Consider the following 25616-nt stretch of genomic DNA (forward strand, 5'->3'; position numbering starts at 1 on the left):
GACTTCCTGGCGGACCGCACGCCGGTGCCCTCCAGCGGACAACGCGACCGGTACCCGGGCCGATGGCTTGCCTGGCTCGACGGCGTGCCCGACGATGAGCGCGACGAGGACGCCGTGGCCCTGCGAGCCGCCGTCGAGCACCTCGGTGTCACCGGCGATAGCGACCGGCACGAGCTGTTGATCACGCACAACTTCGTGATTGGCTGGTTCGTCCGCCACGTGCTTGATGCCCCGCTCTGGCGTTGGATCGGGCTCAACCAGGGCAACTGCGCGATCACCATCGTGCAGTGGGACTCCGATCGACCACCGAACCTGGTCAGCTTTAACGACACCGGGCACCTGGCGTAGCGGTACGGCCCGACGGCTACGAGTAGACGCCGACAAGGACTGCGGCAACGAGTGTAGCGAGCGTTACGCGGCAGATGAGGACGTCCGCGGCTCCGCTTGTCCACTGGATAGGGCGGGCGACTTGAGGGCAGAAACGCCACCCTTGTTCGTCGTCAGGTGGTGCCGTCCCCCGCGTCGTGGGTTTTTCAACTCTGACAGGGCGTTGGGGTTCGAGTCGCCTCGGAGATCCACAGCTCGAAACGCGACCTGACCTGGAGTGTTGGGTTTGGGTGGGTGTCGGGATCGACACAAACCGATACCCAACCAGGGCTACGGCTCGCCGGCACGATCTCGCTAGTGCAACTCTAGCTGGGCAAACGTTGCTGCGCGATCGCTGACACGAGGGGTGGCAGGGCCGCCGGTGCCATCGCCGACGAATCGTAATGTCGCTGGCGGTCCTGTTATCTGCGATTGCCGTCGTATGGGCGCCCGGAGCGAGAGTTCACCGATCGGCGAGCACGGCCCCAGCGAAGCCCGGGTGCGAACGCATGCTCTCCATGTCGTGATCTGACGCCGGGGGGAGTGGGTAGCCGCTCGTCACTTTCCGTGACGAGCGGATCGCGGCATGGGTGCTCAGCTGATCAAGCGATTTCGTCGTGCTGTACGAGCCATTGACGTACTGCCGCGAAGGCGGCGTTGGTCAGTCCCACGAGCGGGTCGACGCGCTGCAGCAACGCCGGCCGTGGGTGGTGTACGGCGACCCATCGCTGGTCGGCATCAGTCGTCTCATCGTCGAGCCAGACGAACGGGTGTGCAGTGAGGGACACCGTCTTCCAGTGCACGCCTTTACGATGCGCGCCGCCGTCCGGTTCCTCGTCGGGGTCCGGCCAGTCGATGACCGGGGGTAGCGGAAGGCCGAGCCGTGGCGAGACTATCTCGTTCGCCTCTGTCATCCACGTGGTCGCCCAGACCAGTTCGCCCGGCAGGGTGAGGAGGCGTCGCCCGTCGCGGGGGTCGAGTCGATCCAAGAGCGGATTGCCGTTGACCGGGCCGTCGCAGGAGCGTGTCCCGGCCGCGGCCGAAAGGCGATCGGTGCCGACATCTGAGCAGCCGCGGTTGACGTCCATCAACGTCGCCGAGGTGACCGGCCCGCTTGCCCTGGCCGACTGCCGACGTGTCAGGCGCGCTCCTCGCGTAGGCCGGTGACCTCGTTGGCCGGAGCCCAACCCTGGTAGACACCGAAGTCGAGCGCCTCCAACCCCATCGATTCGGCGACCGGCCACTGGCCACCGGTGTATTCGACCCGCAACCAAGTGTCGTGCTCGGCCAGCACGATGAACGGCTCGCCCTTCCAGGAGCAGGTTGTGCGCACGTACGCCAGGTCTTCGACCTCCGCGACGGGCAGCACCAGGACGAGCCGTCCCTGCCCCACCTCTTCGAAGCCGTCACCGGCCCCCGGCTGGTAGAGACGCACCTTGTCCCCGTCAGGGCTGGCCTCGTACTCGCGACCACGCCACCGGGCGACGTAACCATCACGCATTAGCCCCTCACCTCCACTTTTCGCCAGATGGGGATGTCGCTGTCGAGGACCGCGATCAGCGTTTCGGTGCCGTCGGAACTGATCCGCCATAGTTGGGAACCGTGTGGCAGCCGGGCACTGTCCACCTTGAACTCGGCGATGACGTCATTGCTGTCGCCTGGCGCGAACCCGTTGCCCCGGAATGGCGCTCGTTCGATTACCCAGCCCTCCATAGCCCACATGGCCACGTCGTTTTGCCCGCCGTAGGGGATTCGGTAAAGGCTGGGACGGTGGGCCGGCCAGCGCAGCACGTAGGCTGTCTCGGCGTCTCGCTGGAACGGCGAGCCCGCATAGCCGAGGCCCAGTGCCGTGTGCAGCTTGGCCGGCGTCGTCAGGTGGGCCACCTCGTTTGCTCGATGCACGAATCCGCAGACCCGGTCATAGCCCCGTTCCAGGTAGTCGTCGACCTGATCGGGCGCGATCGTCTTTTGCATCATGGTCGGGCGGCCCAGATCCTCGCCAACGTGGGCATACCTCGACCAGGGGGTGGTTTCCTCGACCGGTGTGCGCTCCGTGGGCCTACTCTCGACCCGGTCACCAAAAGCGACTTCAGCGACCGAGGTCGCCAGCGCATCGGTGCCACCTTCACCGGTCGCAGTGCCCGAGTGGACGGCAAGCGACAAGCTCTCGTTAGGCCAATCGCGGATCAGCCGAGCAAACTTGACATCGATGGTCTCCATCGGCTCAGCTGTGCGGTTCTCGTGACGCTGGCGCGAGGTGAAGACGGCGACGTACGTCTCGGCGTCGAGTGTCTCCGTACGCCACGCAAGACCCTCGTCACCGGACCTTCCGCGCGCGGGGGACGCGGGCAAGACCGGAAGCAGCACCGTGGCGCGCAGGACGGTGGAGCCTTCACCGGCCGCGGCCACTTTCCGCCAGATGGGGATGTCGCTGTCGAGGATCGCGATCAGTGCTTCGGTGCCGTTGGAACTGATCCGCCATAGTTGGGAACCGTGTGGCAGCCGGGCACTGTCCACCTTGAACTCGGCGATGACGTCATTGCTGTCGCCTGGCGCGAACCCGTTGCCCCGGAATGGCGCTCGTTCGATTACCCAGCCCTCCATAGCCCACATGGCCACGTCGTTTTGCCCGCCGTAGGGGATTCGGTAAAGGCTGGGACGGTGGGCGGGCCAGCGCAGCACGTAGGCTGTCTCGGCGTCTCGCTGGAACGGCGAGCCCGCATAGCCGAGGCCCAGTGCCGTGTGCAGCTTGGCCGGCGTTGTCAGGTGGGCCACCTCGTTTGCTCGATGCACGAATCCGCAGACCCGGTCATAGCCCCGTTCCAGGTAGTCGTCGACCTGATCGGGCGCGATCGTCTTTTGCATCATGGTCGGGCGGCCCAGATCCTCGCCAACGTGGGCATACCTCGACCAGGGGGTGGTCTCCTCGACCGGTGTGCGCTCCGTGGGCCTACTCTCGACCCGGTCACCAAAAGCGACTTCAGCGACCGAGGTCGCCAGCGCATCGGTGCCACCTTCACCGGTCGCGGCCAGCAGGCGCTCTTCGATGTCGTTGGCCGGCGTGAAGTAGGCAGCAGGTGGGTCGACGGGCGTGGCCCAGGCTGAGATGTCCGAAGGCTCCGGCCGAGGAGATGCGGAACCGCTGGCTCGGCGCGGTAGCGCCGAGCCGCCCTGAGTGCCGGCCGCCGCGTCCCGCGCGTTTGGCGGCGGGGCGGCCGCTGTGGGGTCGGGTGCGGCGCCTGGGACGGGCACCGCCGGCAACCACCCCGAGGTGGGCGCCTGGGCGGCCGCGTTGACGGTGCGTGCCAGGCCGTATTCCGGGCCGGTCGGGCCGGGGCGGACGCGGTCAGGGGCGGTGCGTACTTGTCGCGCCGGGTTGCCCCGCCAGGTCGTGCCGGCGGGTGCGCTACTGCCCTTCATGACGAAGGAGCCGGGCGTGACGTCCACTGCGTCGGCCAAGTCGACGGCGTAGTGTACGAGCGTACCGGTGCCGACGGTGCAGCCGTTGCCGAGGCGGATCCGGTCCGACTTGAACGTCCCATCCTCCAGCGAGTGGGATTGCAGAGTCGATCCCTCGTTCAGCGTGCAGTAGTCGCCGATTTCGACCAGGGTCCTCTCCGGTATGCCGCAGCCGTCGTCGTATACCCGGCGGCCGATCCGTACCCCGAGCAGCCGCAGGATCAATGGTTTGAACGGGGTTCCGTTGAAAAGTGCAAGGAACTGGGCATCGCCGAGCTTCCAGTAGCGTTCGTGCCGCCAGAACCGGCGGTCGTAGATCGAGCAATACAGCGGCCGGAGCCGGCGGAAGCCGAGGACGATCCAGTTCAGCAGGACGACGTGGACGACGGTCTGCGCCAGTGCCAGCGCCAAACCGGCGGCCAGCACGAAGGGGTTCGACCAGGCCGGGTCAAGCAGCCCTTCGACGCGTACCACGATCAGGACCGGGAGGTAGAAAAGCAGCCAGCGGGAGAGCAGAAAGAGCCCCATGGTGGCGAGGTTCGAGCGGTTCTTCCTCGACAATCGGCGTCGGAACTCCTTCCCGGTCTTGAACTCGTCGAAGCGGGCGTCTCGGCGTACGCTTCGAGGGATCTCGAACGGCGGCGATCCCAGCAGCCCGACACCTTCCCGGACCGGTCCATCGATCGGAATCATCACCTTGGTCGCGAGCAGGCAGTTCTCGCCGACCCTCGCGCCGGCCGGGAAGACGATGTCGTTGCCAAGGAAGCTCTCCGAGCCGATCGTCACCCGCGACAGCGCAAACGACGAACTGCCGAACCGGGCGTTGACCATGGACAGCCCGTCGGAGACGAGAACCCCACCGCTAATGTCACACAGGAACGGACTGTCGTGCTTCTGCTCAACCCCGAAGTTCGAACCGGTCTGCCGTACCCGATTGAAGCGCCAGCCGATCGCGCGGAGGTAGCCGAGGATGTAGGAACTGTCGCCGAAGAGGATGTTGAAGATGCGGACGTTGCTGAACCGGGTGACTATTTGGAAGCACGTCCAGTGCCACCCGTACAACGGATAGGCCCGGTCTGCGACGAGGAACAGGTTCGCCAGCCGGGGTACGACCACGGCCAGCAGCAGGCCGACCGGGATCGCGCCGAAGAACATCAGCAGCGAACCCGCGACAGTACTGATGTCGATGGCCGTGGCCAGCACGACCAAGACCACGATCGTCTGGGTGTCGACCAGCACCCGACCGAGCAGTTGGCCGATGCTGTAGTACGCCCGACGTGACCGCGAGCAGGCCTTCCAGGGGGCCAGGAAATTGCCGGTCCGGGACGGTATCGCCGGTGACCCGTGGAAGGTGGCCCCGACTGGTACGACCTTTCCAGCCTGCAGTGAGGAGGCGTGGCAGAGTTGGGCGTTGTCGCCCATCACCGTGTCGATCTCGAGGACGCTGCCATCGCCAATCTGGACGTTCTGGCCGAGGGTGATCGGGCCAGTGGTGATCCACCCAGCTTCGGCCCGGTAGCCGAGGAAGTGCACGTCCTTGCGGATCACCGTGCCGGCTCCGAGCGTGATCAGGTCGGTGCAGACCGGAACGGATCGCGACAGTACTACGACACACGGCCCGACCTTCGCCCCGAGGGTCCGCAGGTAGAGGGAGTACAGCGGCGATCCGCGGAAAAGCACCAGAGGGCTGGTCCGAACGACTCGCTTGACGATCCAGAACCGGAGGTAGGTGAGCCCCCAGATGGGGAATGTTCGGGCCCGCCATTTGCCGATCAGCAGCCACTTCATGGCCACCGGTAGCAGGGTCGCCGCGAGAAAGACGAGGACGCCGAAGGTCAGCGAGCGAAGCGCTCGGTCGTACAGACCGGCACCGGTGCTGATCCAGCCGTATCCGGTGACCATGACGATGGAGATAAGCAACATGAACGCCAGGCCGAAGAGCGCTTGGGCGGCCGCGCAGCCGTAGTACCGCAGGCCGCTGGGCACCCGCAGGGGCAGCGGCGGTGGTTCGACCGGTGCCGCCGGCGCGTCCGCGTCGAGCACCCCGGTGACCACCACGGCGAGGGCGCGGACGGAGGGGTTGAGGTACATGTCCTTGATGGACACGTCGGTGCGGAACCGTTCCCGCACGCGCGTGCAGTAGCGCGCCATGATCAGAGAATCGGCCCCGAGATCGGCGAAGAAGTCGTCCTCGACCGACACCTGTCTCACCCGCAGCAGCTCGGCGAGCAGGTCCGCGAGCGCCGCTTCCGCTGCCCCCGCGGGGGCGACGACGGCCGACCTCGTCGGCTGTAACCGTGGCCGGGACGGCGCGGGCAGCCTCTTGCGGTCCACCTTGTCGCTGGGCAGTCTGGGCAGATCCGGCAGCTCCTCGAGGTACGCCGGCACCATGTAGCTGGGTAGTTTGGCCCGTAGCTCCATGAGCGCGTGTCCGTGGTCCAGCGGCGGCGCACCGGCACGCCGCGTGTAGAACGCCGCGAGTTCCACAAGGCCGGGATTCGGCTCGTATGAGGTGACCGCCGCCTGGGCGACCCTCGGCAGCCGAAGCAGCACCGACTCGATCTCGGTCAGCTCGATCCGGTATCCGCGGATCTTCACCTGGCTGTCGATCCGGCCCAGATACTCGATATTCCCGTCGTGGTTGACCCGGCCGAGGTCACCGGTCCGGTAAATCCTTCTGGACGGGTTGTTCAGGATCCCGACGTTATCGGGGACGAAGGTGCGTGTGGTGAGATCATCCCGGTTGACGTATCCCGGGGAGAGGCAGATTCCGGCGATGCCGATCTCGCCGGTCTCGCCCCGCGGCAGTGCCCGCTGATCATCATCGAGGATCACCACCGAGTACGTCGGGAGGGGGACGCCGATCGTCAGTGGCTGGTCGGGAGCCAGCCGCGCGTAGGTGGCAGTGACCGACGTCTCGGTGGGCCCGTACACGTTGAGCAGTGTCCGGCCCGGTCGGTGCCAGCGGCTGACCAGGTGCGGCGGACAGGCCTCGCCGGAGACGAGGATGAACCGGAGCTCGGGCACGTCCTCCTCGATCGTGGCCAGCAGTGTCGGCACGCAGCAGAGAGCCGTGACCCGGTGCCGGGCGAGGAAGGCGGCGAGATCGCGGCCGACGAGTGGTCCGGACGAGGTGCTCGGCACCAGGGTCGCGCCGCAGACCAGTGGTACCCAGATCTCCTCGACTGAGAAGTCGAAGGCGATCGTCATCCCCTGGTAGACGCGATCGTCCGCGCGCAGGCCGTACGTCTCGGCCGCGACCTGGACGAAGTTGCAGATGTTCACCTGATTGATCGCGACGCCCTTGGGCTGGCCAGTGGTGCCCGACGTGTAGATGATGTACGCCAGGTCGTCGTTGGCCGGTGCCAACTCGTCCGGGCCGATCCGGCGCGCCTCGGGGAGATCGATATCCACCCGCTCGTCGACTCGGACCACCGTGTCCACTCGGATCACCGTGGCGTCCACCCGATCCAGACGGCTGGCCAACGCCGAGATCGTGAGGATCGTCCGGACACCGGCGTCGGCGACGATAAAGGAGATCCGATCCGCCGGGAAGGCGGCGTCCAACGGCACGTACGCCGCATGGATCTTGGAGGCGGCGAGCATGACGAGGTACGCGAAGGCGGACTTGTCGACGAACAAACCGACCCGGTCCCCAGGAGAAACACCTTGGGCCAACAGGTGACGGGCGAGCTGGTTGGCCTGGGCATCGAGTTGCGCGTACGTCATCCGTAGCTCGCCGTCGTCGACGGCCAGGTGATCGGGATCGCCCTTGGTTTTGAACTCGTCGCAGCGCCGCTCGAACAGGTGGTGCAGCCGCTCGCCCGGTCGCCAACGGATACCGTTGTCAACACCGTCGGCGGTCAGCACCAGCGCGGCGGCGGGTCCCGCGATCCGTGTCGCGGGCGCCGTGCGAGTGTCTTCCGAGGGCACCCGAAGTTGTTGGCTCACGCGGTCACCGGACCGGAAGAGCTGCGCCACTCGTGTCCCGACGCCGCCGCTCGGATGACCGACAGCAGGATGTCCAGACCCTCGTGCAGGACCTTGTCGGGTGTCGTCAGCGGCGGGAGCAGTTTGACGACCTGGTCGTACGAACCCGCGGTCTCCAGCATCAGTCCTTCCGCGAAGCAGCGGCGGACGACCGTTTCCGCGCGCCGGCCGGACCCGACGTCGATGCCGCACATCATTCCGCGCCCCTTGACGGACGCGCCGGGCACGAGGTCGCCCACCCCGGCCAGTTGACGGGCGAGCATCTGGCTCCGGCGTGCCACGTCGGCGGAAAAATCAACGGTCGACCAGAACTTCTCGAGGGCGACCCTGGCCGTAACGAATGCGTGAACGTTGCCGCGGAAGGTCCCATTGTGTTCGCCTGGGAGCCAGACGTCGTACTCGGGCCGGATCAGCAGCAGCGCCATCGGGAGGCCGTAACCGGAGATCGACTTGGCCAGCACGACCAGGTCGGGAACGATGTCGAAGGGCTCGAAGCTGAAGAAGGTGCCGGTACGACCGCAGCCCGCCTGGACATCGTCGACAACCAGCAGGGCCCCACTGGTCCGCGCAAGCTCCGCGATCCGGCGTAGCCACGCCGACGAGGCGACGTTGAGCCCACCCTCACCCTGCACGGTCTCCAGCAGGATCGCCGCCGGTGCGTCGAGCCCGCTGGAGGGGTCATGCAGCATACGGTCCAGGAGATCGGCCGTGTCGACACTGTCGCCCAGGTACCCGTCGTACGGCATCCGGGTCACCCCGTACAGGGGGTTCTGTGGGCTGCCACGGTGATGCCGGTTCCCGGTCACTGCCAGCGCGCCCTGCGACATTCCGTGGAAGCCGTTGGTGAAGGCGATCACATTGGTACGGCCGGTTACCTTGCGGGCGAGTTTGAGTGCGGCCTCGACCGCGTTGGCGCCGGTTGGACCGGTGAATTGCACCCGATGGTCCATCCCGCGCGGCAGCAGTACCAGCGACTCGAAGGTCGTGAGGAAAGCACCTTTGGCCGAGCTGAACATGTCGAGGCTGTGTGAGATCCCGCCGTGCTCGAGGTGGGCGATCAACGCGGCTCGCATGTCCGGGTCGTTGTGTCCGTAGTTCAGCGACCCCGCACCGGCGACGAAGTCGAGGTACTCCCGGCCGGTGATGTCCCGGACCAGGCTGCCCTCGGCGGTGTCAAGGACGCAGTCGAGGCGGCGGCAATAGCTGCGTACCACCGACTCGCGGCGTTCGAAGATCGAAGGTTCGTTCGGGCGCTCGCCGACGGGGCCGGGCACGGCACGCCTGGTCATGGAGCCCTCCTGCGGGCAGCGGACCATCCCAGACCTCCTTCCTGACCCCCACAGAAAAATTCCTTCCGCTACGTAAAGGCTTGGTGATCGAATTCCGTCGCCTCGCCGTCGCGACGGGGGGTTGCCTAGGCGTTGTGCTGCACGAGGACCGATTGCCTCAGCTGGAATCCTGCGGGATCCGACTCACGGAATCCTTACGGAATCGTCACGAAATTGTCACAGAATCGTTATGAGAGATCAATTGCCGTCCAGGGTAGCCGCACCGGCGGTGCCGGCGTCCGAACCCGGGTGATTCGTCCTCGGCGCACGACATGTAATGGGATCTCGCGCCGCCCAGTCGGATCTCCGACAGGGGTAAGCGGGATCCACAGCGCGAACTATGCGCGGGAGAGACGTCCCGGCGCGTTCGCTAATCGCCGTCATGCTGCCGACTAAGTGGTCGTTGCCAGCATGGTGAGCAGGCATCCGACCCGTGGCGATCGCGCAAGGAGGCAAGATGATGGCCAACGACGCCACCGCAGGCGAGCAGGCGACCGAACAGGTCGCAGCCTCGCGGATGGAACACGACGAGCGCTCGGCTTCCGGAACAGCCACGGAGGAGCAGGCACGCAGGGATCTACAAGAAGATCCACGGGTGCAGATGCTCATCGACCGCATCACGACGAAGCTGACCAGCTACACCCGGCAATACGAGGCAAAGTACGAGCAGCTTACGGAACGGGCGACCCGCACTCCTGACACCGAGATGGCGGGGCAGAGCACGACGCTGCCGGTGCCGTACCTGTGGTTCGACCTGATGGTCATGGGACCGTTCGAGCCGATCGCGCCGAACGGTCCGTTCATTCCCCACCGCATCATCAGAGCCGGCGAGCCTGCTCTGCTCCTGGCGGTGCTGTGGCGCAACCCGGTTCCGCTGTTGGGCGGGCCGTCCGCCGCACAGATCATGTCCCCGTTCCAGTACGTGGTCCGGGGCCGGACCCTCGACCTCGACTCGGTTGCCAGCGGTCCCGTCCTGGGTCCGATCACGAACATGTTCGGCGGTGGCTTCATCAACATGGAGGTGCTCCCCGTCGTGCCGATCCCTCCGCCCTCGCGGGGAGAGCCGCGGATGCTGGAGATCCATGTGACGGTCGACATGCTCGGCCCGGGCCCCGGGCTGCCGCCGTTCGCCGGCTTCGCCACTCGCTGGTTCCAGCCGGACCTGCAGCCGCCGTTCCTCGGTCAGCCGGGCATCGTCCCAGGCTTCCTCGAGGAAACACCGGTGCGGGTGCTGGTCTACAGCTGACATGGGCCTGTCCTTCATATGTACGGCCGAATTGTCGCGTCACTCGGCCAAGGGGCGAGAGGACATGCTGCCGCCACAACTGAAGGAGGAAGCGTCAGATGGGCACGCTCGATCCGCGACTTCGGCATCTGCTCGGATCGGTCGCGGGCCGGCCGGTGCCGTCGGGCGGCGCCGCGGCCGCTGTGCCGGCTCTGGCTAGCCGCCTGGGATGGCGGCCTGGCAAGGACTGGGGAGTCGTCGACGTTCTGATCCGGAGCACCGACCTGAGTTGGGTGAGGACGCTCAGCCCCGCTGACATGATTACATCCGACACCGTGGACAAAGTCGGGGTGTATACCGGCCGGGTGGCGGTAAACCAGCTGGAGACGCTCGCCAGACATGAGTCCGTCGATCGGGTGGAGGCTTCCCGACCGCTGTTCCCCGAACTCAACATCTCGCGCGATGACGTGCGCGCTGGCGCTCTGCATGACAACCCAACCCCTGTTCGTGGCGGCGGCGTCGTCGTCGCTGTCGTCGACTCCGGCATCGACTACACGCATCCGAACTTTCGCCACGACGACGGCTCGTCGCGAATCCTGTACCTGTGGGATCAGGGCGCGCGCGTTTGGGGCGACGCGTGGGTTCCCTACGGGATCGACTACACAAAGGCGGATCTCGATCGCGCGTTGGGCGCGGCCGATCCCTTCGCAGTTGTGCCGCATAGCGATGACGAGGTGGGACACGGCACGCATGTGGCTGGGATCGCCGCGGGCAACGAGCGTGGCGGCATGGGAATGTACTCGGGGATCGCGCCGGAGGCGGACCTGATCGTGGTCGCCCTCGAGGGCACACCGGGCGTGACGCTCGGCACTTCGGCTCGGCTGGCCGATGCGGTCGAGTACGCCGTCAATCAGGCGGCGCCGCGACCGGTGGTCGTCAACATCAGCCAGGGCACGAACGGTGGTGGGCACGCGGGCGAGACGCTGCTTGAGCAGAGGCTTGACGAGCTGGCCAGCAGACCTGGAGTGGTCATCGTGAAGTCCGCGGGGAACGAGCGGGACTGGTCGGTCCACGCCGGCGGGCGCATCGGTGCCGGGCAGAGCGTGACCCTCGATCTGCTGGTGCCGTGCGGCAATCGACAGGACGACATCGTGGAGATCTGGTTCGGCGGCGATGATCGCATCACGGTCGCGGTGCAGGCGCCGAGCGGTTTGGTCTCAAGGGCTGTGGCCCCGGGACAGCGGCACACGTTCACCACCGTCGCCGGCAACGACGTGACGATCGACAGCGTGCCGGACTCCGCAGGCACCGGGGACACCTCGGTCACCCTAATCGTCACCGCCGGGATGGCGGAGGAGATCGAGACCGGCACGTGGCAAATCCGCCTCGGTGCTGATCAGGTCTGCGATGGCCGCTATGACGCCTGGATCGAGCGCGCACCGGAGGGCGACGGCGGGCGGGAACACAGTCGCTTCACAGGCGGTTCCTGGGACCCTTCCCGAACGATCACCATTCCCGGCACGGCACGGCGGGTCATCACCGTCGGGTCGCACGTGACCCGGCCACGGATCCTGACCGACGCGTCCGGCCTGGGCCGGCTGTCGTCCTTCAGCAGCAGCGGCCCAACCCGGTTGGGCGCCCGCAAGCCGGACCTGTCCGCACCCGGGGAGGTGATCGTCTCGGCCCGCTGTAGCAACAGCGCCGTGCCCTTCGGCCCTGATCCCCAGCACACGGCGCTGTCGGGTACCAGCATGGCCGCTTCCCACGTCGCCGGCGCGGCCGCGCTGGTGCTGTCCGTGCGGCCCGATCTCACCGGCGAGCAGGTCAAGCAACTGCTCCAGATAACGGCACGACAAGGTGGCGCGAGCCCCGACGCGCCCGACGACAACTGGGGCGCGGGCCGGCTCGACCTCGCAGCCGCGATAGCGGCCGCGCGAGCGGCGCGCTTCCCCGCGGTACGGGGCGTTTACGTCGATGGCAGTGCCCTCGTCTTCGGCACCGACATCCCCGCCGACTCGACCGTCCACTGCCACACTGTGCGTACCCGCCTAGCCATCGGCAAGACCTTGGCGACGTTGGCCGGTGGCGCCGCGGCGACAAGCCACCGCGCCGACCTCACCACGCTCGGCCCAGGCGACTACCTGTGCGAGATCGTCGTCAGCGGCCCGGACGGGCTGGTCACGGCCGACCACAACGGTGGTCGATACTACGCCGTCCCGGTTCTGTCGGGCGTCAGCGGGCGACCCCCGCCGTGCGTTCCAGCGACAGTGGTCGCCCGCCGCGGCTGATCACACCACTCGGTGGGCGCGTATCGACTCGTATAACGCAATCGTCTTCGGATCGGGCGTCATCCCGAAACTGGCCTGCAACTGTCGTTTACAGAGTTCGAACTGTGCCACCGCCCGATGTGGCTTGTCGAGCCGTAGGTAAGACCGCATGACAAGCCGGTGCGCCTGTTCCCAGCACGGGTCCCGGGCAAGTAGGCGGCGACAGGTGTCCACACAGGCCGGGTACCTACCACCATCGAAATGCAGGCGGGCCAGCTGCGCGAGCAGGTCGAGGTATGTGGTGGCGAGTCGGTCCCGTTCCGGGACGACCCACTCCGCAAACCGGGTGTCCTCGATGAGGTCGCCTTTGTATAGCGAACAGGCTGCTTGCAGTGCGTGGATCGCGTCATCGCGTCTCCCGGTTCGGGCCAGCATGGTGCCCGCCGCCTTCAGCCTGGTGAACTCCTCCACGTCAAGCCACACGGTCAGCTCCGGGTTGATGGTGTACGTGTCGCGATTGTGGACGACAACGGGTTTCGAGCAGACCTGGCGCAGGTCGGTGCGCAGGCTGTACAAGGCGACGTGCAGTCGGTTCTTGGCGGACGCGAGTGGGACACCTGGCCAGAAGGCGGCGAGGAGCTCGCCGCGGGTCACGGGCTTCGGTTGCTGAATCATCAGGTACTTGAGCAGCGACTTCCCGAGTACGCCGGACCAGCTGGTGACTTTTTGGCCATCGAGGATGAGGCGGAAGTCGCCAAGCAGGTACGCGACGAGATCACTTGCGTCGCTGTGCCTGACGTCAGGAACAGCGGGATGTCTTGCGGGTCGGTCCGGTTCAGCGCGTCGAGGCGCGGGCGGCTCTTCCCCGCTGTCGCCATTGGAGATCCGCGCTGGAACCTGAATCGAGCCGGCCGGCATGTTCCGGTACGCGGCCGAATCGAGCCTCGCCGCGAACTCCACCGCGCGGAGGAACTGGTCCATCCCCTTGTGCGGCGCCTTGATACGCCCAACCTCGCGGGTCAGCCGGACGAGTTGCTTGGCGTATCCGCGGACCGCTGCCTCACCGGCCTGGCGGCTGAGTTGGCCGGCGCGGCGCGCGTGGGCCCGCGCCGTGTCGAGACGCATCTCGGTGAGTGCGACGCACGATTCGTGCAACGCGACCCATGCGTCCTGCTGCAGTTGGGAGCCACGCGGCGGCTCAAGCGCCAACTCGGTACGCAGCCGCGAGAGTGCCGGATGGCGGGCGAGAATCGTCGGTGGAAATCGAGCGAGCCAACGTCGCACCGCGTCGGTACGCTCGGCCAGCACGATGTCGAGACAGTCAATCAGCACCTCCGCCGCCGTGTCCCAGGCACCCGTCCGCACGCACAACTCGATGGCTTCCGCGTGCGCACCCTCCGCCTCGAGCTCGCCAACGAGGCGAATCAGTCGGTCTCGACGGGACGCCGTCATCGCCGCCGGCAGGAAAAGGAGCGCCTTGCCCCACAGGTAATGGAGCCGCTGCCAGCCGCCTGCCAGTGGCTGCCACCATGGCTCTCGCTCCGCCGCGTCCACGGCCGGTCGAAGAGCGCTCAGGCGGTCGTGCGCGTAGCCCAGCCGCGCGGCGAGTGCCAGCGCGTCCAGCCGGACGGGGTCCGCGTTTTCCAGCAGGCCGGCGGTGGTCGCAGCGATCAGACTTTGAACGTCGTGGGCCCGCTCGATGGCCAGCATCGCAGAGCGCGCAGATGGGCCACGCGAAACCCGCAGCACGGAGTCGATCAGGGCCGCTCGCCCACTGGCGACGGCCACGAGCCGATCCAGCGCCTTGGCCGGGAGCGACGAACCCAGCTGTTCGGCAGCCGCACCGGCGGCGGAACGGTCCGTCGGCAGGCGGGCAAGCGCCCCCTCGTCGGGTCCGGTTCCGTCCAGGATCGATGCCAGCACGATCTCGCAGCCGGCAGCCAGTCCGCTTGTTGGCCCGGGCGTTGCGCCGACGGCCAACTGAATGACCACCGTGCTCTTGCCTGACAGCCCGGAAATGGGCGGGTGGTCGACGGAAGCGAGCATTCTCGCCAGGGACGCTTGTTTCAGTTCGTGCTCCTCGGGCCGGAGCCAGATGACTCGCTGCCCGCGGTTTTCGAGATCGGCAGCCAGCCGAGACTCGATGAGGTCCCCCTCGTAAGTCCTAATTGTGCGGCCCGAATTCAACGTTCCAACGTCGATCTGGCAAGGCCAATGCCCTTCGGGAAGGGGAGCGGCGACCTTGGCGGCGAGCATGCCGTCACCTTCCGGTCGCGCGCTGGCGAGTGGTGCGGCGATCGCCGATTTGGTGTTTCCGGAGAAGCCCGAAGGGAGGCATGGAGCCGACCGTGGTCGAGGCGGTCGTGTCCCGATCAGGGACCATCGCAGTCATTCCGAATCCGGGTCCTAACCAGGGGTATCGTTTCCGTAACTGCATGGAAGTGTTGTTATGCAATCCGGTGGCGTGAGGCTGTGCGCCCTTTCGAGACCGCCGGGTGCGCCAATACCCAGAGGGCGGAATTGGCCGCGATGTGACCCATGTGCAGGTGTTGTGGATGATGCCCAGCGATTCTGGGCGTACCGATGGTATTCGTCTTGTTTCGACTAGGTCTGGAATCTACCCTGCTCGGGTCGTTTCCTCGTGCAGGTTGGAGTATCCGCAGGTCGGCTGGGCGGTTCGTCGGTCGCGCCGAGCCGGGACGCCGTATCGGCTTGGCGACCGGCCGTCCGAGCGGAGGTCGTCACTCTTTCGTAGTCCGCCAACCGAGCCGCGAACCGGAACGAGGTGTAGTTCGATCGGCTGGCGTCGGCGACGCGGGTCAGCAGTCACAATTCTCGGCGTCGTCGCCAAATCCAGGCGTCGGGTTGAACCCTGCGGTCCGGCTCTCGTTTCGAGGTGATCAAGTCAAGTGTTCGTCTCACGTAAACTGGCAGATTGCGGTTTGCATGTATCGATCGGGCGACCCGATGAATCCTGCGTCCCTCTAGCGCGGCATGTGAAGTCCGTCCGCGATCGCGCCGCAGGCGTCTAGGTGGCTGGCGATTCGGTTCTGGGTCCCGTTGTAAACAGCGTGTCACCTGCCGTCGTTGGCCGGTTGGAGGCGGGGAGCGGCCGGCGGACGTGGCGTGGTCAAATCAGAGGTTGTGGATGACAGGATGTTGGTGGAGCTCAGCGAGCGGCTGGTGGCGGTTGGCGGGGTGGTGGCGGTGGTGCTTGGTGGCAGCCGCGCCCGCGGTAGCCACCGCCCCGACTCGGATTTCGACCTGGGCTTGTACTACCGCGGCGAGTTCGACGTGGTGGGGTTGCGGGAGTTGGCGGGCCGGGAGGCCGATGAGCCGGTCGAGGTGACGGCGCCGGGCGGTTGGGGACCATGGGTCAACGGCGGCGGCTGGCTGACGGTCCAGGGTTGGCGGGTGGACTGGATCTACCGTGATTTGGACCGGGTGCACCGGGTGTGGGATGACTGCCGGGCCGGCCGATACGAGGTCGGGTTCCAGGTTGGCCATCCGCTGGGCTTCTACTCGCATGCCTACGCCGGGGAGGTGGCGCTGTGCCGAGTACTCGCCGATCCCAGCGGAGAGCTCGCCGAACTACAGGCACAGACCCGGCATTATCCGGCGGCGCTGGGGGACGCGCTCGTGGACGGGTTGTGGGAGGCGGACTTCGCGCTGCGGCTGGCCACCTACGGGGCGGACGGCACTGACCCAACGTACGCGGCTGGGTGTCTGTTCCGCGCCGTGGGCGTGGCCTGTCACGCGCTGCACGGTCGAGCCCATCAATGGCTGATCAACGAGAAAGGCATGGTGGCATCGGCGGCAGGACTGTCGATCGCACCGTCGGGCTTCGCCGAACGTGCCCAAAGGCTGCTCGGTGACATCGGGCAATCCCCACCGCAGATCACCCAGACGATTTCGCATGCGCATGGTCTGCTCGCTGAGGTGCGCGTCGCTGTCGCCTATCCTCCGCATTGACGCGGCTTGTCAAACACCAAGGAGAGAACAAGAATGGCGCGCACCATCGCCACGAACACAGCCGTCGACCTGGACCGGCTCCTCGAGTTCGTCCGCCCCAGGCACCGGATGATTCTGATCACCCAGAGAGTGGACGGCTCGCCGCAAGCGTCACCAGTGACCGGGGGCGTGGATGACTCGGGCCGGATCGTGGTATCGACATATCCGGAGCGCGCCAAAGCGCGCAACGCACGCTCACGTCCGAAGGTGAGCGTCGTCGTGCTCACCGACGAGTGGAACGGCCCGTGGACGCAGATCGACGGAGTCTGTGAGGTACTTGACGCCGCCGAAGGACTCGACGAGTTCGTGGAGTACTACCGCAACATCGCCGGTGAACATCCCGACTGGAGCGAGTACCGCCAGGCCATGCTCGACCAGGGTAAATCCCTGCTGCGCATCACCCCCACGCGCTGGGGTCCGATCGCGACCGGCGGGTTCCCTCCTCGCCTCGCGTGACACCTTTCTGAACCAGGCACGGCACCACCAGTCCAGGCTTGCAGACAGCGACTGCCGACCCCAACCGAACCGCCCCCACCTTCACCTCGGTGAGCACGATGCCGTCCTCGGTCGAGCAGCGTCGCGCCATGCACTACGCATGCCAGGCCACGCAAATAGTCCCGGAGCGTTCGCCAACCGCCCGTACGCCGCCCGCGCTATCGGCGGCAGATCCGGGCGCCTGATCTTGGCGAGCCGTATGGCAGGCAGGAAGGCGCCGCCGACACTCAACTCGGTGTTGTGTTCTGGGGCATCAGCCGATCGGATGACCGAAGGCGATGATCGGCTATTTCCATGTGCGACGGACACCCTGCGACGCTTAGGAAGGAGGCATGACCAACGAGGTGACCGTTCCCCTGTTGCCGTGCGCATCCATTGACGACATCGAAACCTTCTACGGAGTTCTCGGTTTCCGCACCACGTACAAGCAGCGCAAGCCCTACGCGTGTTTGGGGGTGCAGCGGGAAGACCTGCATCTGCAGTTCTTCGAGATCTCCGGATTTGACCCTGAGCAGTCCTATGGCTCCTGCCTCGTACTCACTGCGGACATCGAGGGACTACACCGGGCATTCGCAGCCGGCATGCGCGCCGCGTACGGCAAGGTACTGGTGTCCGGAACGCCGCGGATGACCCGGCCTAGGGCGCGGAAGAACGCCGACGGGTTGGGCGGGTTCAGCGTCATCGACCCGGGCGGCAACTGGATCCGCGTCTTTCGAGACGCCGCCACCGCGCCCATGCCGGCCACCACGCCTGCCGGGCGGCTGGCCAAGGCCCTGGCGAATGCTGTCGTGCAGGCCGATTCCAGGGGAAGCGTCGGACAGGCCGTTCGGATCCTCGACAGCGCGTTGGCTCGTCCGCAAGCCGACGACGACCCGGTCGAGCAGGTAGAGGTCCTGGTCTACCGCGCCGAACTCGCGATGGTGCTGGACGATCCAAAGACTGCGGCCGAGATGCTGGCCCGCGCCCAGTCCGTCACGCTCACGGAAGACGAATCCGAAAGGGCGGCACCCGCGTTCGACAACGCCGCCGAACTCGCAGCAGCACTGCGGTGACTCACCATACGAACGCCTCCCTCATCTCGGCTAGAAGAGTGTGCTGTCGGTAGCGTAGTGCGCGTTGTGGGCGAGCGCCGGGCTGCTGTGAGCTGCGCAAAGGCCGTCGAGGTGCAGGGCTATCTCCATGGCAGGATGCATCCCAGCTGGAGGTCTACCGAAGCCTCGGGCTACGCCTGACCTACCTACCAGAAACACAAACGGTGCGGGCAGATATCGATCTTGCCATGCACCGTTGGGGTTCGGTTCGTGTCCGAGGGGGCGTGTCCTCGAAGCCCCAGTCAGCCCGCTTGAGGCAGGCAAACATGTAGTGACGGTAGCCGCCTGGCGGGCGGACGCGCAACTAGTCAGTCGCAAGTGGATGGTTAGCGAAATCAGCGTTCCGTAGTCATTGCCTACAACGGCCGCTCAAGCCGATTCGCGCCGCCACCAGATTTCCAACGGCGACAGTTCCGGTCGCGACGACCGTGCCTAACAGCTCACCGAATCTGCCGCCTGAGCGCGAAGCGGCCGATCACTCGAAGGCCCAGGCGGGCCAGTGGTCGAGGGAGGCGAGGCCAGGGCTCTCCTGAGTGAGCAGGAGTGTGGTGGTGTGCGTGAGGTGCTCCTGCATCATCCGGGCTGCGCCTGCGGCGTCGCGCTTCTCGGCCATCTCCAGGATTGGCAGGTGCTCGGCGACGATGTCGGTGAGTGTGCGGGAGTGGCCCGCGGTGGTGGTGCCCCGGCTTTGCACGAGGTCGCGTAGCGAGTCCACAAAGGACGCCAGGCGCTGGTTTCCGGAGCCCGCTATCAGGAACTTGTGGAACTCGCGGTCGCGGGCAACCATGGTTTGCTCGTCACCTGCCTCGGCGGCCTTCTGCATCGAGGTGAAAAGCAGCCGCAGCCTGGTGAGGTCGGCGTCGGTGAGGTGGCCGACGGCGCGGTACGTCGCGGGCACCTCCAGCAGCAGCCGCAGCGACATGATCTCCTCGATGTCATGCGCGGTGGTCTGCAGGATGCGGATGCCGCGATTGCGCTCGAAACGGACCATGTTCTGGGCGGCGAGGCCGAGCAGGGCCTCCCGCACGGGGGTGCGGGAGACGCCGAGCTGGGTGGCGAGGTTGTTGACCGAGTGGAGGCTCCCGGGCGCCAGCTCGCCGGTGATGATCGCGTTGCGCAGCGCGGCGAGCACATCGGACCGGAGACTCCGGTGATGATGCAGAGGCTTCATCGTCTTCGGTTCTCCCACTCAACCGCACCGACATGCCGGAGACGAAAAGTAGCACCTGTTATCGATGGCAGGGCCGCCGAGTGGGGTGACCAACGGAGGGCTTGGCAGGTGCAGGGGTCACCTGTAGCGTGTGGCATGTTACACGCCAGTTACACGCCTGAACGGAGTCGTTCATGAAGTCGATGGCACTCGGCCACGGGGTGGACACACCCGTGCGCGGTCGTGCCATGGCCTCTGGCGGCGGGCCGGCCCGCATCCCGCGACCCGGGCGCTCGGGGGCGCGTTCAGCCGTGTTCACCTCCCTCGGTGGCGGCGTCTTCGCCGTCGCCGGACATCGCCCGGTCGAAGTGCGCACGCGCCGCCGCGCGGGCGGCATCGGGGTCCCCGTCGCGGATCGCCTCCACGAGCTTTCCGTGGCTTGCTATGGCGCGGCTGTGGCCGCGGCTCAGCGTCTCGACCGAGGAGCGCAGCACGTCGGCCAGGCCACCGTAGAGCCGAAGCAGCACCGGGTTGCCGGTGGCGGCCACGATCGCGGTGTGGAAGTCGACGTCTGCCTCGACGATCGCCGCGGTGCTGCGCGCTACGGTCAGCCGCTGGTATGCCTTGGCGATGGCGGCGACCGCCGCGTCGTCGCGGCGCATCGCGGCCAAGGCGGCCGCCTCCGGTTCGAGCACGCGCCGTGTCTCCAGGATGTCGTTCAGATCCTCCTGCCGCAGGTAGCGCGCGAGCGTGGGGCCGATCTCGTCATTGGACTTGACGTAGGTGCCGCGGCCGTGGCGGGTGTCGAGCAGGCCCGCGTGGACCAGCGCCCGGACCGCCTCCCGCAACGTATTCCGCCCAATACCGAGTGACGACGCGAGGTCGGCCTCCGTCGGCAGGCGGTCGCCCACCTTCCAATAGCCCGTGGCGATGAGCCGTCGCAGCTCCGCGATGGTGTCACCGATCAGACCAGATTGAGGAACAGGCTGCATGAGACTATCCTTGCCGTCGTGCAAGTCATCCCATGACCGGATGACATGTCACATCCAGGGTAGCCGTCCGGGGCGAGCCGCGTAGTGGCCACCCGAACGGCCCGCGGCAACAGGCGGATGCTCGGCATGCTCACCGGCACGCATGTCGTCAACGACATCTACGCCGGTGCGGTACCCGCCCTGCTTCCGTACCTCGTCGCCGAGCGCCACTACAGCTACGCCGCCGTGAGCGGCGTGGCGCTCGCCGCCACCGTCCTGTCGAGCCTCGTCCAGCCGGGCTTCGGTCTGCTCACCGACCGGTACCGGCTCGGCTGGCTGGTCGGCGGCGGCATGCTCGTGTCGGGCATCGGTGTCGGGCTGTCGGGCGTGTTCGACGGGTACCTGCTGACCTGTATCGCGGTCGCGATCTCCGGCATCGGCGTGGCCGCCTACCACCCCGAAGCGGCCCGCGCCGCGCGCCTGGCCTCGGGCGGCTCGGCCCAAGGCATGAGCGTCTTCTCGGTCGGCGGCAACATCGGCATCGCCATCGCGCCGGTGCTGGTCGCGCTGGTGCTCAGCCAGACCGGCGTCACCGGCACGCCGCTGCTCGCCGCGCCCGCGGTCGCGATGGGGGTGGTGTACGCGGTGTTCCGGGCGAGGCTGCGCCGGGCCGCCGCCGCCAACGGGATCGCGTCCCCGCCCAAGGGGCGTCCGCCGCGCGTCGGCGTCGACGACTGGCCCCGTTTCTGGGTCCTGGTCGGAGTGATCATCCTGCGATCGATCGGCTCGGTCGGCTCCGGGGCGTTCCTCGCCCTCTACGTCATCGACCAGTACGGCCAGTCGCTGTCGGTCGGTTCGACCGCGCAGGGGCTCTACGGCGGGGCAGGGGTCGCGGGTACGCTCCTCGGCGGCTGGATGGCCGACCGCCTCGGCCGGGTGGAGACCCTGCGCTGGGCCTACGTCGCCGCGCCGATCCTCATGGCGGGCTTCATCCTGTCGCCCAACGTCTACCTCGCGCTCGCCGCTGTGTCGCTGCTCGGGGTGGCGGCGTTCGTCCCGTTCTCTGTGCAGGTCACCCTCGGCCAGGAGTACCTGCCCAACCGCATGGGCACGGCGAGCGGCGTCACGCTCGGCATCGGCATCACCATCGGCGGCCTGTTCACGCCCGTCCTGGGCTGGGTAGCTGACCAGGCCGGGCTCGGCGCCGCGCTGTGGCTCGGCCTCGCCACGCTCGTCGCCGCCGCGCTGCTCTCGCTCGCCCTGCGCAATCCGGCGATCGTGGTCACCCCCGCCCCGGTACCCGAGAAGGTGACGCCATGACGACCCCGCGCGCCATCCGTCCACACGCGACACCCGCGGCCCCGCCGCACGCCAGATCGGCCCAGTCGACAGATGAGGGTTGCCGATGATCCGATTCGTGCTCCGCCGGCTCCTGCTCGCCGTCCCTTTGGCGCTGGGAGTCGTCACGCTGATGTTCATCCTGTTGGAGCTGGCCCCGGGCGATCCGGTGCAGGCCATGCTCGGCGACTACCCGGCGACGCCGGAGTACATCGCCCAACTCCGCGCCGAGTACGGGCTGGACAAATCATTGCCCGAGCGCTACCTCGCCTACCTGGGCAACGTCTTCACCGGCGACCTCGGCTACTCCTACTCCAACCGGCAGGAGGTGTCGGTCCTGATCGGCGACCGGCTCGGCGCCACGCTGCTGCTGACGCTGACCGGGCTGACGTTCGCTGCCCTGGTGGCGCTGCTGCTCGGCACGTGGGCCGGCACGTCGAAGCGCCCGTTCGCCGACCACCTCATCACGGGTGGCGCGGTGGCGGCCTTCTCGATTCCCGCGTTCTGGCTGGGGCAGCTGCTGCTGATCGTGTTCGCGGTCGAGCTGGGCTGGCTGCCGGTGTCCGGCATGACCAGCGTGCGGTCCAACTTCACCGGCCTCGCCCACGTCAGGGATGTCGCCCTGCACCTGCTGCTGCCCGTCATCGCGCTGTCGATGCGCGAGATCGGCGCGGTGTCTCGTATCGCCCGTACCAGCGTCAAGGATGTGTTGTCCCGCAACCACATCCTCACGGCGCAGGCGAAAGGGCTGTCGCGGCGGGCGGTGATCCGGGGGCACGTCACCCGCAACGCGTTGCTGCCGACGCTGACCGTCATCGGGTACAGCTTCGGGTTCGCCCTGTCCGGCTCGGTGCTCATCGAGACGGTGTTCGGCTGGCCCGGCATGGGCCGGCTGCTCTACCAGTCGATCGTCAACCACGACAACCAGGTGGTCATCGGCGTCGTGCTCGCCATCGCCGCGGCGGTGCTGCTGGCCAACCTGATCACCGACATCCTGTACGCGGTGGTCGATCCGCGTATCCGGCTCACCACGACGGAGGTGGCGTGATGAGCGCGATCTCGGCCACGACGGCACCCGTCGGCGGAGCGCGTTCCGCCTGGCGCAAGCTGATCGGGTACCGGCCCGCGCTGATCGGGCTGATCGTCATCGGCTTCTTCGTGCTGCTGGCGCTGCTCGCCCCGGTGCTCGCGCCCTATGACCCGCAGCGCACCACGGCCGACACGCTTCAGCCGCCCAGCGCGGCGCACTGGTTCGGCACCGACGCGCTGGGGCGCGACGTGTTCTCCGGCGTGCTGCACGGCGCCCGGATCTCGCTGCTCGTCGGCGCGATGACCGGCATCGCGGTGTTCGCGGTCGGCATCGTCGTCGGCGCGCTCGCGGGCTACTACGGCGGCAAGGTCGACGCGGTCCTGATGCGGATCACCGAGGTGTTCCAGGTGCTGCCCAGCCTGGTGCTCGCCCTGGTGACCGTCGCCGTGCTGGGGCGCGGCGTGTACTACATCGCGGGCGCCATCGCCCTGGCGATCTGGCCGCAGGTGGCCCGGATCGTGCGGGCACAGTTCCTGTCGCTGCGCGAGACCGACATGACTCTCGCCGCGCGCACGGTCGGCTACCGCGACTGGCGGATCATCGTCGGCGAACTGCTGCCCAACGCGATGCCGCCGGTCATCGTGCAGGTGACGGTCGATGTCGGCGCGGCGATCCTACTGGAGGCCGGGCTGAGCTTCCTCGGCCTGGGCGACCCCGACCGCACGAGCTGGGGCCAGATGCTCCAGACCGCGCAGAGTCACCTCGAAGCGTGGTGGATCTCCGTGCCTGCGGGCGCGGCGATCCTGCTGGTCGTGCTCTCCATCAACTTCGTCGGCGATGGCCTCAACCACGCCTTCCGTCCCGCGGCCCAGGAGAACCTGTGATGAGCGAACCCATCCGGTCCGGCTCCCGCGCCGGGCTCGACGTCAGCGGCGTGAGCGTGCGGCTGCGCACCGGCGCGCGGCTCATCGAGCCGCTGTCCGAAGTGAACTTCCACATCGCCCCGGGCGAGCGGGTCGCTCTGGTGGGCGAGTCCGGCTGCGGCAAGTCTGTGCTGATGCGCAGCCTGGTGCGGCTGGTGCCGCCCGCGGTGCTCGACCAGGTGCGCGGCTCGGCCCGCATCGGCGACATCGACCTGCTGGCGTCCTCATTGGAGCAGATCCGGGCGGTGCGCGGACGCCGTATCGGCATGGTGTTCCAGGACGCGAGCACCTACCTCAACCCGACCATGACGATCGGCAAGCAGATCGGCGAGGCGCTGCCGGAGAAGCTGCGTGCCGATCGGGCCCAGGCGCGGGCGCGGGTGTCGGAGCTGCTGGCCTCGGTCGGGCTCGACGCGAGGCCCGAGTTCCAGCGCCGGTACCCGCACGAGCTGAGCGGCGGCATGCGGCAGCGGGTGTTGATCGCGGTCGCGCTCGCGGGCGACCCCGACCTGCTGTTCGCCGACGAGCCGACCACGGCGCTCGACGTGACGGTGCAGGCGCAGATCCTGCTGACGCTGGACGAGGTGGTGCGCACCCGCGGCATGGGCCTGCTGCTCGTTACCCACGACCTCGGCGTGGTGGCGCAGATGTGCGAGCGCATGTACGTCATGTACGCCGGGCAGATCGTCGAGTCCGGGCCGGTCGCGGAGGTCTTCCGCGCGCCGCGCCACCCGTACACCAGAGCGCTCTTGGACTGCCTGCTCACCATCGACCGGCCGGCACAGGAGCTGCGCACGATCCGTGGCGTCGTGCCGCCGCCCGAGGCGTTCGGGTCGGGATGCCGCTTCGCCGACCGCTGCGACCAGCGGATGCCGGTCTGCGACAACGCCCCGGGCGAGTACGTCGTGGCGGCCGGGCACACCTCGCGCTGCTGGCTGCACGCCCCCGAGAAGGTGGGGAGCCCGCGATGACCGACGACGTGCTGACGCTTTCGGGCATCACCAAGCATTACCGGGTACCCCGGCGAGGGGCCTGGGCGTTCGGCCACCAGCCAGTCCACGCGGCCGACGACGCCGACCTGACGCTGCGGCGAGGCGAGACGCTGGCGCTGGTGGGGGAGAGCGGATCGGGCAAGAGCACGCTCGCCCGGATCGCGCTCGGCCTCACCAGGCCGACGCGCGGCGAGGTGGCGTTGGGCGGGGTGCCGCTGGCGTCGATGTCCCGCCGGCAGGTGCGCCGCGACTTCCGCAGCGCCGTGCAGGCCGTGTTCCAGGACCCGGCGGGTTCCCTGAACCCGCGCAAGACCCTGCTGGAGATCCTGCGTGGCCCGATGCTGCTGCACGGCAAGGCGAACCGGTCGACGGCCACGGCCGCCGTGACCGCGATCCTGGAACAGGTTGGGCTGTCGCCGGGCACGTCGTTCCTGCACCGGTACCCGCACGAGCTGAGCGGCGGCCAGCAGCAGCGCGTGGCGATCGCGCGGGCGCTTTCGACCGAGCCGCGCGTGGTCGTCGCCGACGAGCCGGTGTCCGCACTGGACGTGTCGGTCCGCGCCCAGATCCTCGAGCTGCTTCGAGACCTACAGCGGCAGCGGGGCATCGCGCTGCTGCTGATCACGCACGATCTCGCCGTGGTGCGGGCCATCGCGCACCGGGTGGCGGTGATGTACCTCGGGCGGATCGTCGAGACCGGCGACCCGGACGAGATCTTCACCGCCGCGCGGCATCCGTACACAAGAGCGCTGATCGACGCGACACCGCACCCGGTGCCCGGTGCCCGGCCGCTGGCCAGGCGCCTGACGGGGGAACCACCTTCCGCCATCCACCTACCCAGCGGCTGCCGGTTCTCGACCCGCTGCCCGGACGTGATGGACGTGTGCCGGGCGGTCGAGCCGCTGCCGCTGGCGGCCGGCTCTGGCCACGTCTCGTGTCATCTCCATACGCATCAACCTGTCGCCTCTTAGCGAACATCC

18 protein-coding genes are annotated in these 25616 nt (G+C 67.6%); 11 read left to right on the forward strand and 7 right to left on the reverse strand.

All coding sequences use genetic code 11. From position 1 onward, the window contains the following. The coding region (locus tag ACFFIA_RS16045) for a histidine phosphatase family protein (RefSeq protein ID WP_377251655.1) at window positions 1–348 on the forward strand (348 nt) is incomplete at its 5' end. A gap of 620 nt (window positions 349–968) precedes the next feature. Here the strand turns inward: ACFFIA_RS16045 and ACFFIA_RS16050 are convergent. From ACFFIA_RS16050 to ectB, 4 genes are read right to left on the reverse strand one after another with little or no spacing between them, the layout of a single operon-like run. Beyond that, window positions 969–1454, reverse strand: coding sequence for a hypothetical protein (locus ACFFIA_RS16050; RefSeq protein ID WP_377251657.1), 486 nt, complete (start codon window positions 1452–1454; stop codon window positions 969–971). A 50-nt stretch (window positions 1455–1504) separates the two neighbouring features. Next, on the reverse strand, window positions 1505–1867 hold the full coding sequence (locus ACFFIA_RS16055; protein WP_377251659.1) for a UCP033725 family protein: 363 nt from the start codon (window positions 1865–1867) through the stop codon (window positions 1505–1507). Then, window positions 1867–7776 carry a Pls/PosA family non-ribosomal peptide synthetase gene (locus ACFFIA_RS16065; protein WP_446686971.1) on the reverse strand — a complete coding sequence of 1970 codons (5910 nt, stop codon included), beginning with the start codon at window positions 7774–7776 and terminating at the stop codon, window positions 1867–1869. Before ACFFIA_RS16065 ends, ACFFIA_RS16055 begins: the two co-directional genes overlap by 1 nt. After that, window positions 7773–9131, reverse strand: coding sequence for a diaminobutyrate--2-oxoglutarate transaminase (ectB, locus tag ACFFIA_RS16070; protein WP_446686972.1), 1359 nt, complete (start codon window positions 9129–9131; stop codon window positions 7773–7775). The genes ACFFIA_RS16065 and ectB overlap by 4 nt, the downstream gene beginning before the upstream one ends. A gap of 469 nt (window positions 9132–9600) precedes the next feature. On the opposite strand from ectB, the gene ACFFIA_RS16075 reads away from it, so the two are divergent. Then, window positions 9601–10389, forward strand: coding sequence for a hypothetical protein (locus ACFFIA_RS16075; protein WP_377251663.1), 789 nt, complete (start codon window positions 9601–9603; stop codon window positions 10387–10389). A gap of 98 nt (window positions 10390–10487) precedes the next feature. Continuing rightward, window positions 10488–12656, forward strand: a complete 2169-nt coding sequence (locus ACFFIA_RS16080) for a S8 family peptidase (RefSeq protein ID WP_377251665.1) — start codon at window positions 10488–10490, stop codon at window positions 12654–12656. Here the strand turns inward: ACFFIA_RS16080 and ACFFIA_RS16085 are convergent, their stop codons facing one another. Further along, the gene (locus ACFFIA_RS16085; RefSeq protein WP_377251667.1) at window positions 12657–14891 is read right to left on the reverse strand and encodes an AfsR/SARP family transcriptional regulator; all 2235 of its coding nucleotides are present in this window, start codon (window positions 14889–14891) and stop codon (window positions 12657–12659) included. Between the two features lie 900 nt (window positions 14892–15791). On the opposite strand from ACFFIA_RS16085, the gene ACFFIA_RS16090 reads away from it, so the two are divergent. The 3 genes from ACFFIA_RS16090 to ACFFIA_RS16100 all read left to right on the forward strand — a co-directional run bounded on the left by ACFFIA_RS16090 (window position 15792) and on the right by ACFFIA_RS16100 (window position 18193). Then, window positions 15792–16607 carry a nucleotidyltransferase domain-containing protein gene (locus ACFFIA_RS16090; protein WP_377251669.1) on the forward strand — a complete coding sequence of 272 codons (816 nt, stop codon included), beginning with the start codon at window positions 15792–15794 and terminating at the stop codon, window positions 16605–16607. A 33-nt stretch (window positions 16608–16640) separates the two neighbouring features. Beyond that, a complete protein-coding gene (locus tag ACFFIA_RS16095; protein ID WP_377251671.1) occupies window positions 16641–17102 on the forward strand; it encodes a PPOX class F420-dependent oxidoreductase in 462 nt (153 codons plus the stop codon). A 371-nt stretch (window positions 17103–17473) separates the two neighbouring features. Then, entirely contained in the window at window positions 17474–18193 is a 720-nt protein-coding gene (locus tag ACFFIA_RS16100; protein ID WP_377251673.1) for a DUF8817 family protein, read from the forward strand. A gap of 514 nt (window positions 18194–18707) precedes the next feature. Here ACFFIA_RS16100 and ACFFIA_RS16105 read toward each other — a convergent pair. Then, window positions 18708–19403, reverse strand: coding sequence for a GntR family transcriptional regulator (locus ACFFIA_RS16105; protein ID WP_377251675.1), 696 nt, complete (start codon window positions 19401–19403; stop codon window positions 18708–18710). A 284-nt stretch (window positions 19404–19687) separates the two neighbouring features. After that, window positions 19688–20398, reverse strand: a complete 711-nt coding sequence (locus tag ACFFIA_RS16110; protein WP_377251677.1) for a FadR/GntR family transcriptional regulator — start codon at window positions 20396–20398, stop codon at window positions 19688–19690. A gap of 60 nt (window positions 20399–20458) precedes the next feature. On the opposite strand from ACFFIA_RS16110, the gene ACFFIA_RS16115 reads away from it, so the two are divergent. The 5 genes from ACFFIA_RS16115 to ACFFIA_RS16135 all read left to right on the forward strand — a co-directional run bounded on the left by ACFFIA_RS16115 (window position 20459) and on the right by ACFFIA_RS16135 (window position 25607). Further along, window positions 20459–21673, forward strand: a complete 1215-nt coding sequence (locus tag ACFFIA_RS16115) for an MFS transporter (protein ID WP_377251679.1) — start codon at window positions 20459–20461, stop codon at window positions 21671–21673. Between the two features lie 85 nt (window positions 21674–21758). After that, the gene (locus ACFFIA_RS16120; RefSeq protein ID WP_377251681.1) at window positions 21759–22739 is read left to right on the forward strand and encodes an ABC transporter permease; all 981 of its coding nucleotides are present in this window, start codon (window positions 21759–21761) and stop codon (window positions 22737–22739) included. Continuing rightward, the gene (locus tag ACFFIA_RS16125; RefSeq protein WP_377251683.1) at window positions 22739–23605 is read left to right on the forward strand and encodes an ABC transporter permease; all 867 of its coding nucleotides are present in this window, start codon (window positions 22739–22741) and stop codon (window positions 23603–23605) included. Before ACFFIA_RS16120 ends, ACFFIA_RS16125 begins: the two co-directional genes overlap by 1 nt. After that, complete coding sequence (locus ACFFIA_RS16130) at window positions 23605–24615, forward strand: ABC transporter ATP-binding protein (RefSeq protein ID WP_377251685.1); 1011 nt, start codon at window positions 23605–23607, stop codon at window positions 24613–24615. Before ACFFIA_RS16125 ends, ACFFIA_RS16130 begins: the two co-directional genes overlap by 1 nt. Next, window positions 24612–25607 carry an ABC transporter ATP-binding protein gene (locus tag ACFFIA_RS16135; protein ID WP_377251687.1) on the forward strand — a complete coding sequence of 332 codons (996 nt, stop codon included), beginning with the start codon at window positions 24612–24614 and terminating at the stop codon, window positions 25605–25607. Before ACFFIA_RS16130 ends, ACFFIA_RS16135 begins: the two co-directional genes overlap by 4 nt. Window positions 25608–25616 lie beyond the last annotated feature (9 nt).

Source organism: Phytohabitans kaempferiae (assembly GCF_042433955.1).
Lineage (GTDB): Bacteria > Actinomycetota > Actinomycetes > Mycobacteriales > Micromonosporaceae > Phytohabitans > Phytohabitans kaempferiae.